The following is an 11601-nucleotide window of genomic DNA, read 5'->3' on the forward strand; positions in this document are numbered from 1 at the left end:
TCAGCCCCGACGAATACCTCGCCCAAAACCCCGCAAACGCATAACATTTAATTAGGAGTCCAGCTTTCGGGGACCACTCCAGAAGGCGGTTGGTGTTCCTGAATTGGATGTTCCGATCGCCTCGTGTGACACCCCTCCGTTTCCCGGAGCGACAGCCCCCTATGATCGTGGTTGTGAGGTCATCCAATTACGGCGGCAACGAACCTAATCCCGAGGTGGAAGGATCGCTGCCGAACATAGCCGGAGCCACTCCCTTGTCCCTTCGTCTCACTGACGTGGTGCTCGGAGGGTATGCATGGTGGGCTGACCATGAAGCTCCGGCCTTCTTGCTGCTTCATGGCTGGGGAGAAGACGCTTCCGCTTGGAAGGATGTGGCGGAACAGATCCGCTCTCGGTCCTGGTCCGCCATCAGCGTCTCCCTACGTGGTTGGCGTGGATCCAGCGGCACCGACGACTACGGGCTCAGTGCGGCGAAGGACATTGGGCAGGTGCTTTCTTGGATCCGCCAGAACCGCAAAGTTTCGTCGGTGGTCTTGCTCGGATTCTCGATGGGCGGTTTGATGGCGTGCCTTGCCGCAGCTGACCAGGACGAGCTTGGTGGAGTGGTGATTGTGAACTCTCCTAGTGACCTTCCCTCCTTTTATCAGGGCACGTCCTATGAAGGTGTCAGGAGATATCTGGCCGCGACACTTCAGCCCTCTCAATGGCATGAATCATCACCGATCAGTCATGTCCAAAGGCTGGTACATCCAATGCTCATAGTTGCTGGGTCACGCGATGTGATGACTCCGCCTTCCCAAAGTCGACGCATGGCAAAAATAGTGCCGACCGCGAACCTGCTTGAGCTGCCAGATATGAAGCACGCCCCCTCATGGGAGGAATGGGACACGATTCTCACCGAGATCGGGGCATACTTCCGATTCTGAAGACGATTAGCTAACAGATGATGAAGCACTCACATATTGAGTGCCGACGCGTCCCTGAAACCATCGTTTGCGGGGGCCCGCATGGCGCCAATTTACTGGTCATCACGCACCCACACCGAAGCGCTGCAGAAGTGGTCTCGAATCAAGCCGCCATAATCGAAACAGTTGTGCCCTACGGTGGATGTAACCAGTGAGGGAGGGCTCCACATGGCATGCAACGGCTGCACGACATCTTCGAAGCTCGACTTCGATTTCAGCATGGCCTTCCAACCAATTTATGACGCGGTTGCCGGTCGCGTATGGGGCTACGAGGCGCTGGTCAGAGGTTTATCCGGTGAGGGTGCTTTTGACGTCCTGTCAAAGATCTCGCCAGAGCAAAAATACCGCTTCGACCAGGACTGTCGTGTCAAGGCAATCGAGCTGGCGTCGCGCCTGTTTCCTACGGGCGAGGAATTGATGCTCTCCATCAACTTCATGCCGAACGCGGTCTACCAACCAGCTGCATGCCTTCGTGCGACGCTGCTCGCGGCCGAGCGATGCAGTTTCCCGACGTCGTCAGTCATGTTCGAGTTCACCGAAAATGAGGAGGTTTTGGACACCGCTCACCTCACGAACATCATCACCGAATATCGCAAGCATGGTTTCACCACCGCCATCGATGACTTTGGTGCAGGTCATGCGGGACTGGGACTCCTGGTCGACTTCCAGCCAGACCTGATCAAGATCGACATGTTGCTCATCCGCGGAATCGACACCAGTCCGGCCCGCCAGGCTGTCGTGGCTGGCATCATGGGAATCACCAAAGCACTCGACATCACAGTGCTCGCAGAAGGCGTTGAGACCGAAGCGGAGTTCCTAGTTCTGAAGACAGCCGGCATCCGCCTCTTCCAAGGATACTGGTTCGCGAAGCCAGCATTCGAGGAACTCCCACAGATACAGTCGTGGCCTGCTCTCAACGTCACCAGTGCCGCTTAGCAACCCACAGACGGCATACTCGCAAATTTCCCGCACCGGCTACTCCCCTAGCCTCTGACAAACCATGGTTTGTGTAATGCGGACGGATAAGGCACGACGAGGAAATCGGAACGGTACCTCGGGTCGTTTTCTCAGTGGTGCATGGCCGGCTAGGTGGTTTGGAAGAGAATCAATTTAGTCTCACGATTATCTGTGAAAGCGCCATGGATCGTTGACTGGCGTTCCTGTTCCGTAAATCCCAAACCTAGATGCATCTGGATCGATGTCGACTTCTTCTCGTTCGTGAAGTGAAGGAAGTGCTGCTTCGCGACCTGACCCAATCCATTCGTGCCTGAGCTAGTGTGATTCCGGTTTCTTCGCGAGCCACAATATTCGGGCACTCATCGTCGCAAAGATGATGAATCCTAAGAGGAAGAGGCTGGTCAGCCATGAGGAAGTATTCGTGATGAGTGCATTGACGGTGCTAGCTGCAAAACCTATGGCGATGGCTATGTAGATCCAGTTCTCGGTTCTTCTCTGACGCCTCGTTGACATGGTGGATCCCTCTATGAGCTGTGCTGCGGACGATTCCGGGGGCGTCAAGTTCTATTTCGGGGTGTTTTTTTTAGAATCCCCTGGCCCCTTTCAACCTGAGTACAGTTCACGATTTACCGGTTGCCGTGTTCATATAGTACCGAGTCGGACATGCGCCTCTCCGTTGGTGCGACCGGTGTCCGGTGCCGATGGTTTGTTAGACGCGTTCGGAGGCCACCACATGGAAAGCTGTTGGGATGACAGTTAGTAGCCAGCCACGGCAACCTCCAGGACAAAGAGAATCGAATCTCTCGCTTGTTCTTTACATTGGTCGCTAGCGGGTTAGGGCCGAAGTTTGATCATGGGATAAAACGCGGTCGGCGTACAGCAGCATCATTGCCGCAGGGTCAGGATCGTAGTTGTCCGGACCCTGCCATTCTTTGTGGAGTCCAACTCTTTCGATCGCCCGTTGGGACCGTTCGTTGCATTCAGCGACAACAGCCGTTATCGGAAGTTCCGGACGAGTCGATTGGGCTAGTCCTATGCCAGCTGAAGCGACTTCCTGAGCGTAGCCTCGCCCCCAGCTTTGGGGACGCAGACTGAAGGATAGGTTCCATGCGATGTCTGCCTGCAGCTGGCAGCCACCCATCCCGACCACCTCGCCCGCCGCGTCACCTTCCAGGAGTACCCACAATCCGTGCCCATACTGTTGCCATTCAGCGATTCTGCGTTGGAGGACTGCTTGGGTATGGGTGATTGAGGGGTGAGCGAGCATTGGGTCACATTCAATGAGGCGAGTGTCTGAGTACATTCGGAATAACTCGTCCGCATCGCTAGGAACAGGTCGACGCAATACCAGCCGACCACTTGAAGTATGGATAACGTGTTCGATGTTGGCCCCAGCTTCGGGCATCCCTTCTGACATTCGTCCAGTATCCCAGTTTGAGCTCCGGCCCCGCTTCGGAAGGCTTTTCAATGTGTGGATGGATCGCATTTCGGCGGCATTCTGTCAGTAGTAACCGGTGGTTAGGGCGCACATCACGCACGACCCCGCCATTTACCGTTCACGGAACACCGCCGAAATACGATCAAGTCCACACAAGCAGGTGACTTGACCAGAAGTAGCGCCGTCGCTGGGATGCAGGCCTGCCCCGTATGGACGGACCACTGGGCATGAGCAAGCAAAGACGTTAGTCGATGGTCAGGACTCGGATTGCCCGCTCAAACAGCCCTGCAGCGATGTCTTCGAGCGCAGCTCGGTGATCACCGTTGCTGTCCTTTGGCGACGGAACGAGGTGGATTACATCGTCCTCGTTGACGTTCACTATTCCACCCCAGCTCTCACCATCGGAATCAAGGACTGATGCAGAACCGTTGGACCATCCCCACTTCCCAGACTTATGGCGGCTGACATTCGCACTCAAGATGAAAGTCTTCACTTCGCCAGATGGCTGCCTAATCGGCGCGTGAACGATCTGAACCAGACTCACGACATCACGGCGCTTCTCGAACTGGGTATCGACAACCTTGTAGTTACTCATCCAGTCATTGTTCACTATACGAATCGTATTTGAGACGTCGGAGAAACGGCTGTGAGCAAGAGCAATACGGCAGATTTTGCTGCTCCTTTCTTGAACATCGGGTTGGAATGCCTCCACCCCAGATGGATCTCCGCTAGCCCTAGGGACTCCTAGGCAATTAACCCAATTTGCCCTCTTGCGGTTCCTCTCACCCCTTGGATGGGAACACATCAACCTCATCGGCGACTACACCTGGCCGCGTACCAACCAGATCAAACCAGGCAAATACCGGCCACTACGACGATCCACAAACCCTTAGCGTTGGATATTTCGCTTTTTCACAAGCCTCCCGATCTAACCAGCGGCTCGATCAGATCCCGCCAACCGTCAATGAGCCAGCCCCGGCCCATCATGTCGTCGTCGTACTCTTCGAAACACTCCCCCGAGGAGGCCGGTACTGGTGCAGCAGCTTCGCGGCCTTATCGGGAGCTGGGGCCTGCAGAGGGCTTGTCCCGCACAGTGGAGTTCCTCTGCCTAGTGATCTTGCCTAGTGGTCGTTGGCGAGCTGTGAAACGCGTTGGTGACTCAATCCAAGAACGGCCGCCATGTCGCGCATGGTGTACCCGCTGGAGCGTAGCGACGGACCGTCTCAGAACCGGTCGGTTCTGACCAGTTCGATTTCAGATACTCGATTCGCGCAAGACCATGTGACACGCTTGCTGACGACGGCACCCCTGAAAGGAACTGTGATGACCTCCATTGCTCACGACACCCTGACGTTCTCGCGCTTGCTTGACGCTCCACTTTCCGTGGTTTGGGCTGCCTTTGCAGACTCGACGCAGCGCACTGTTTGGGGCGTTCCAGAGGGGGAAGCTCAGGTGTACGACGAATCTAACTTCGGCGTTGGAGGTCGGGACGTGTACCGGTGTGGCCCGCCGGAGACCCTCGAATTCAGCGGGATAGCCGAGTATCTTCAGATCGTTACGGAATTTCTGATTGTGCACACCGACGTAGTGGCAGTCGAGGGCCAGGTCCTCGCGGCGGCACTCTTGACATGGCAGTTCGAGAGCCGGGACGGGGCTACGCAAGTGCAACTCACAGATCAGGTCACCTCATTCGTTGGGGTCGACATGATCGATGGGCATCGCAATGGTCATACGAAGGCCCTTGAACAACTCCGCGTATTCGTTGAAGGTCTCGACGAAGACGAGATAGGGGCCACGCAGTAAACGATCGCCTCGAGGACTAGGGCCGTGAACCGACCGTGGACAGGGTCTCAGGTGTCTCAAATAGGGTCGATTATGGACGTCGCTATTTCGTCGTCGGGAAACTTAGCATCAAATGCCCCCTGCTTCAGCTGTCTTTGAGCTGTAACTGTTAACTTCGTCTGGCGGCTTTTTCACAGTTGGGAATGGCGGTTCCTGATGACGTCGGCTCCGGGATTTCCCCGCATGACGTAGTAAGCGGTTAGCGGGATGAGGTCCGGAACCGCCAAATGAACTGTCAAAAACCCGCCATTTCCAACTGACAGTCACAGGTTTTGCCGGCGTCTATCCCGGCCCACAGTTGCAACAAAGCGGTCTCCCTTCATCGTTCGAATATGAAGCCCAGCAGATAACCTCGCCGTCGTGTCCTTATCCAGCGATCATTTCTTGTCGCGTCTCTCAATCAGCGGTCGGGCCATCATCGAAGCGACAGGCGGCCAATCCTTCGAAGCCGTAACAACTGTCCGGCACAGCAGCAAAAGCCATACCCATCACCCCTGGGTAGCCAAGACACTACAACTGCCCCGCGAACTACCTGCTCAACAACATAAGGACAGCAGCAAAAAAGAAAAGATCCTGCCGGCCGCGACGACAGGAACTGGCGGCCCATTAAGCCCGGAGCATTTGTCCGAACCAGCAGTTTTCACGTTCTGATCGACACTACTTTTTGCGATGTTTTGCAATGCTCGTCCCGCAGGGCCTCTGGGCCCTGCATTGCTGGTAATCGTTACACTTCTGATATGCGTCGGCCAGTGGTTGGGAGCGGTTTGTGCTCCCACAAGGCCGGATACTAACTGGATGGGGAATCAGAAGACGCCGTTCGGCAGACAGACGCATTGGTTGGCTGTTCACCGTGGGGTTACCCCTTCGCTGCTCGCACTATTTTTTGGAGCGACTTTCTGGGCTCTCGGCGCGACGGGCGGCATCAGCTATCTTCACGATGCATCATTTCCCACGGCGGTACTCGGCGGCCTCTATGTGGTGCTGGCCGCTATCGCGCTATCCATTATCATCACCACAGCAGCCGCGAGTTATCTCGTTCAACCCTTCGCCAAGGAAGGTACCGGCCCGAGGTAGCCCTTCTCAATCTTGAGGAGGGCGAAACCATTGCTAAACCAGAGCTAGCATGCTGGCTACTGCTCTCACTACAGAAAGAAAGACCATGCACATTCGTCTCCGCGCCACCGCCGCCGCGTTTATGATTCTGACGACGTCGGTGGCGATGTCAGCATGTTCCACGACACCGTCTGACACAACGTCTACCGCCGTAGAGGAATCGCCTCTGTCAGAGTTCTTTTCTTCCGCGTATGGCGGGGATCTGAGCCCTGAGGAGCAGGAAAAGAAGTTTGCCGAGGACGAGCGCCAGCGGGAGGAACTGGTGGCGCAGTGCATGACGGAGGAAGGGTTCGAGTACACCCCAAATCTGCAGAGCGCGTCGATGGCGGTACCTGCTGCAGGCGAGGAGTGGGATCCGGAGTCACGCGAGTGGGTGTCCCAGTACGGGTACGGGATGATCAATTACCCTGGACGCGATGACATGCCCTCCGGCGAAGAGGAGTATGCGGACGCGAATGCTGATTATGTCTCGAGCCTGTCTGAATCCGAGCAGGAAGCATTTTACGAGGCCCTATCTGGGCCCGTCCCGGACGAGGAAGACATCCCCGTCGATGAGGAAGCCATGGAATGGGACTGGACGACAGCTGGGTGCTACGGGTGGGCAGAGAACGAACGCGGAATCGAGGACCCGATGGCCTCCGATGCGCACAAGCCACTCATGGACGCGATGAACGGGTTCTACGAGGACATGATGAGCTCCCCGGAACTCGCCGACGTAGACGCCGCATGGTCCTCGTGCATGGCTGACGCGGGCCAGCCAGGATTCTCAGCTCAAATGGATGCCCAGAACAGCATCAATGATCAGATGAACTCGCTCTACGAAAATACAGCAGAGACCGGACCCGACGAGGTCGCTATGACGGAGCTCGGCGAGAAGGAGATTGACCTCGCCCTCGTCGATCTCGACTGCCGAGACAAAACGGACTACCAGGAAAAGCTCCAGGATGTGCAGTTCGCCCAGGAGCAGCAGTTCGTCGATGACCACAAGACAGAACTCGAGGCGTTCCGGGCTGACCTCGAGCAGGGAAGCTAGGTGCTACGGTCCCGGCGCGACCGCTCAGCTGAGCAGCATGCGGAAACTGCCGGCCTTGATCTGGTCCTCGATGACACAGGTCAGGAGCAGGAACCCATTCCTACTCGATCCTCAGTGTCGGCAGGAGTCGCTGCCGTCTTTCAGCGCAACAAAACCTTATGGATTGTTGTCGCCGCTGCGGCCCTGAGCCTGGTGATTGGTCTATTACTCGGCCGGTTTCTGGTTTCCCCGGCTGACGCTGCCGCCGACGCCGAACCCCCCACCCCGGGTCTGGTCACCGTCCCGGTCGAGTACGGGCAGCTCAGCAATGACGTCACTATCCGCGGTGAAGTCGCGTACGCCGATCCTGTCGAGGTACGCATCGACACCTCTTCTATTTCTGGGCCGGCAGTCGTTACTGGTCAGGTACCCGAAGAGGGCACAGACTTGGAACCACTGTCGATCGCTCTCGAGGTCGCCGGACGACCGGTGATCGTTCTGCCCGGCGAGCTTCCTGCCTATCGCACCCTCCAGGTCGGTGTGTCCGGCCCGGATGTCGTGCAGTTCAAGACGGCTGTCAGAACGATCGGTATCGACGCCGGCGACCCGGCGGACCCGGTCTTTGGCGTTGACGCAGCCAACGCCGTCGCGGCGCTCTACGCGGAAGCCGGTTACTCCGCCCCGGAATCAGAAGAAGGTGCCACGGAAGCTGTACGGGCAGCACAGGAGTCTGTGCGGGCCGCGGAACAGGGACTCCTCACAGCGCAAAACGAGCTTGCCACGACCCCGGTCGGCGCGACGCTTATCGAAGTTCGCGAAGCTGACAATACGGTGGCTAGTGCACGTCGTGAACTCGCCGCGGCTCAGGATGCTGACCCGCAGGATCCTCTTCAGCTCGGTAATCTAGTGGATGCGCTCGAGTTGGCTGAGCTGCGCCGGCAACAGCTAGGTTCCGATCGTACCGACGCACCGCAGCGGGCCGCCGTTGACGTGGCAGCCACACAGCTCACGCAGGCGCAGGAGGAACTGACCCGGACCGAGCAGGCCGCCCTTCCCGCGCTGCCTGCCGGTGAGGTGTTGTATCTGTCCGAGCTTCCTCGCCGAGTCGACGCCGTTACCGCCCAACGAGGTTCGCTCCTTGAGGGACCTGCGATGACTGTCTCCGGCGCGACCCTGGGCCTGTCCGGCTCAGCGGCGGAAGCCGATGCCCGGTTGCTGAAAGTCGATGATAAGGCTACCTTCGAGCTGCCGGATGGCACCGTTCACCAGGCGACTATCAAGGCCGTGGCAGCTGGGGAAGGCGAGTCGCCACGGTGGACTATTGAACTGCAGCCGGATCCCCTGACTCCTGAACAAATCCAGGAACTTCAAGGATCAAATGTGAGAGTATCTATTGCTGTCGGTGCCACTGACGGTGACGTGCTGTCCGTACCCTACGCGGCTCTGAGCGCAGGCCCGGGCGGTGAAACCCGCGTCGAAGTCACCGAGGGAGACCCACGCGACGGCGAAGAGACTACGACACGACTTGTCGTTGTCCGCAGCGGACTGGCAACATCCGGGGCCGTGGAAGTCACCCCTATCGAGGGTGACCTCACCGAAGGCGACCTTGTCGTGGTGGGTAAGTGAGCACTGCCCTCGTTGAGCTGCGCGATGTCACCCGTTCATTTCCCGGCCCACCCGAAGTCCAAGCCTTGAAGGGCATCAACCTCACCGTCAACGATGGCGACTACCTCTCGATCGTTGGCCCCAGCGGATCCGGGAAATCCACCATGCTCAATATTCTGGGGCTACTCGACCGGCCAAGCGTCGGAGAGTACCGGTTTGATGGGCATCTCACCGGAGGGCTTGACGAGGACACGCGGGCCGCGGTGCGAGCCCAGCGCATCGGATTCGTGTTTCAGGCTTTCCACCTCATGCCACGACGCTCGGTGCTGGAGAACGTCATGATGCCCATGCTCTACAGCGGAACGCCCCGTACAGAACGCGAAGACCGGGCACGAGACGCCCTGAACCGGGTGGGTCTAAGCCACCGCGTGGACTTCCTGCCCGGCACGCTATCCGGTGGTGAGCGTCAACGCGTCGCCGTCGCGCGTGCAGTGGTCACCCGACCCAGCCTGATCTTGGCAGATGAACCTACAGGCAACCTCGACGGAACAACAACCACGGATGTAATGGAATTGTTCGAGGAACTCGTCACCGACGGTCTCGCCCTCATCATCATCACCCACGATCTGGCCGTTGCCCAGCGCGCACCCACGTGCGTTCATATCGCTGACGGACGGGTAAGTACCCCAGAATGAGACGACACCCCCTCAACCGCAAAGATCTTCCTACGGTCGGCGAAACGCCAACCGAAACCCTCCCCTCGAGTGACAGCACGCAAGCTCAGAGCCTCGTCCAACCCGTACCGGTAGTAGACCGCTTCAGCTTCATCGACCTACTCATCGAGGCGACCTCCGACCTCGGAACAAGACCCGGGCGACTGCTGATGACTCTCGCAGGAACCATCCTGGGCATCGGAGCCCTCGTCGTAACCATCGGCTTCGCACAAACAACAGCAGGACAACTCGCCAAACGCTTCGACGCGTTCGCTGCAACCCAAATCATCGCCTCACCCGCTCAGGCACAGAACGCTGACGGAAACAGCGTCGCCACCAGCACCCTGCCCTGGGACTCGGTGACACGCATAGAGCGCCTCGCCGGCGTTGAGCAAGCAGCACTCATTACAGAAGTGAAACTCCAAGAAGGTACCGTCACCGCAGTACCCATCAATGACCCCTCCGCCCCCAGCACCGCGCCACCTCGAGTCTTCGCCACATCCGCCGGGCTCATCGACGCACTTGAAGGCACCATCCTCCACGGCCGGGTCTTCGACGAGGGACACGACCAACGGCACGACCGCGTAGCCGTTCTCGGCGATCGACTCGCGGACCGCCTCGGGATCACCCGCGTCGACTCCCAACCGTCCATCTTCATCGACGGTCTCCCCTACGCTGTCGTCGGTGTCTTCGGCGACGTCCAACAACGCCCCGAACTCCTCGACAGCGTCATCATCTCCACCGGTGCAGCCCGAACCGATTTCGGCCTCAAAGCACCAGGAGACGTTCAAGCCCGCATCGTCATCGGCGCCGGCCCCCAGATCGCTGAACAGGCCGCACTCGCCCTCGCACCCGATGCACCAGACCATGTTGACATCGCAGCCCCGCAAGGTCGATCCGAACTCGCAGACAATGTACAAGCCGACATCAACCTCATCTTCGTCGTCCTGTCAGTCGTCGTCCTCCTCGCAGGAGGCGTCGGAATCGCGAACGTCACCATGCTCTCCGTCATGGAACGCACCGGAGAAATAGGGCTACGCCGTGCCATCGGCGCCACCCGCCGACAAATCGCCACACAGTTCATCACCGAATCCATCATCATCGGCCTCCTCGGCGGGCTCCTCGGCGCCACCACCGGGGTCTTCGCCATCATCACCATAGCCCTATCCCAACAATGGACACCCGTCGTCAACCCGCTCGTGGCCACCAGCGGAGCACTCCTCGGAGCAATCGTGGGACTCATAGCCGGAGGCTTCCCCGCCCGCAAAGCAACACGTATCGAACCCGTCGCAGCCCTACGAGGAACGTGACGAACCATTTCCATCCGTCGCCGAATACGATCACCGCACGGGGCTTTCAGCCCGAGATCTTGATGGGAACGAAGGCTGCCGCGTCCAGTGAACACCTGCAGAGATGGCCTCGACCCCAAGAGCGGAGGGGCTTCGCCCTTGCTCCGCTGCCCGGCGTAGTTCTCGCCGCTCTATCGAACTTCTTCACCGCGTTCACGACACGACCGCGTAACTACGGATGATCTCGCCTCCGATCAGACAACACAAATAATTTACCCCCGATCACCGCGATGATCCTCGCCCCAGCACCGCCAACACTCGGCGTGCCACGGTATGCGCCGTCTACGCACTCGGGTGTCTATGGGTGGCGTAGTGGTATCAGGTCAAGTAGCGAAGAAAACTACCGGTGCGATAGCCACCTTATGCAAGAGTAATCAACATTGAAGACCAAAGACGATTGCGAGATCAATAGAGATACTTTACAATTCCCTTCAACTTTTGCGCTTAGGGTAAGGCGCTTCGCTGCGTTTGCGGCAGAACTTTTTTCGCGGATTCTATTGGATTCTCCCCGAAGTATGAGTAACGTTGGGACTGCCCACGGTTTGGTTGACTCGTGGGGTTGATAGTTTCTTAGGCGGCTAGCACCATGTTGTTGATTGTCTCAAAC

11 protein-coding genes are annotated in these 11601 nt (G+C 58.1%); 9 read left to right on the forward strand and 2 right to left on the reverse strand.

The genetic code is table 11. The features are described 5' to 3' along the window. Positions 1-173: 173 nt before the first annotated feature. Complete coding sequence (locus ABD059_RS04705) at positions 174-926, forward strand: alpha/beta hydrolase family protein (protein WP_343878157.1); 753 nt, start codon at positions 174-176, stop codon at positions 924-926. Positions 927-1184: 258 nt separating this feature from the next. Further along, positions 1185-1901 (forward strand): EAL domain-containing protein, encoded by a 717-nt coding sequence (locus tag ABD059_RS04710; RefSeq protein WP_343878158.1) that lies wholly within the window; start codon positions 1185-1187, stop codon positions 1899-1901. An 847-nt stretch (positions 1902-2748) separates the two neighbouring features. Here ABD059_RS04710 and ABD059_RS17710 read toward each other — a convergent pair. Together ABD059_RS17710 and ABD059_RS04715 are read right to left on the reverse strand one after the other, a co-directional pair. Beyond that, positions 2749-3408, reverse strand: coding sequence for a GNAT family N-acetyltransferase (locus ABD059_RS17710; RefSeq protein WP_377959537.1), 660 nt, complete (start codon positions 3406-3408; stop codon positions 2749-2751). 196 nt (positions 3409-3604) lie between these two features. Further along, positions 3605-3955 carry a hypothetical protein gene (locus ABD059_RS04715; RefSeq protein WP_343878160.1) on the reverse strand — a complete coding sequence of 117 codons (351 nt, stop codon included), beginning with the start codon at positions 3953-3955 and terminating at the stop codon, positions 3605-3607. 728 nt (positions 3956-4683) lie between these two features. Between ABD059_RS04715 and ABD059_RS04720 the strand changes: the two genes are divergently transcribed. From ABD059_RS04720 to ABD059_RS04750, 7 genes are all read left to right on the forward strand, one after another. Beyond that, on the forward strand, positions 4684-5163 hold the full coding sequence (locus tag ABD059_RS04720) for an SRPBCC domain-containing protein (RefSeq protein WP_343878161.1): 480 nt from the start codon (positions 4684-4686) through the stop codon (positions 5161-5163). A gap of 399 nt (positions 5164-5562) precedes the next feature. Then, positions 5563-5853, forward strand: coding sequence for a hypothetical protein (locus ABD059_RS04725; RefSeq protein WP_343878162.1), 291 nt, complete (start codon positions 5563-5565; stop codon positions 5851-5853). A 144-nt stretch (positions 5854-5997) separates the two neighbouring features. Then, positions 5998-6276 (forward strand): hypothetical protein, encoded by a 279-nt coding sequence (locus ABD059_RS04730; RefSeq protein WP_343878163.1) that lies wholly within the window; start codon positions 5998-6000, stop codon positions 6274-6276. A gap of 85 nt (positions 6277-6361) precedes the next feature. Further along, positions 6362-7348, forward strand: a complete 987-nt coding sequence (locus ABD059_RS04735) for a hypothetical protein (protein WP_343878165.1) — start codon at positions 6362-6364, stop codon at positions 7346-7348. Beyond that, positions 7349-8953, forward strand: coding sequence for an efflux RND transporter periplasmic adaptor subunit (locus ABD059_RS04740; protein WP_343878166.1), 1605 nt, complete (start codon positions 7349-7351; stop codon positions 8951-8953). Continuing rightward, positions 8950-9627: an ABC transporter ATP-binding protein gene (locus ABD059_RS04745; protein WP_343878167.1), complete on the forward strand. Its 678-nt coding sequence runs from the start codon at positions 8950-8952 to the stop codon at positions 9625-9627. Before ABD059_RS04740 ends, ABD059_RS04745 begins: the two co-directional genes overlap by 4 nt. Beyond that, positions 9624-10955: an ABC transporter permease gene (locus ABD059_RS04750; RefSeq protein WP_343878168.1), complete on the forward strand. Its 1332-nt coding sequence runs from the start codon at positions 9624-9626 to the stop codon at positions 10953-10955. The genes ABD059_RS04745 and ABD059_RS04750 overlap by 4 nt, the downstream gene beginning before the upstream one ends. Positions 10956-11601 lie beyond the last annotated feature (646 nt).

The sequence above is a fragment of the Arthrobacter flavus genome (assembly GCF_039526005.1).
GTDB lineage: Bacteria > Actinomycetota > Actinomycetes > Actinomycetales > Micrococcaceae > Arthrobacter_D > Arthrobacter_D flavus.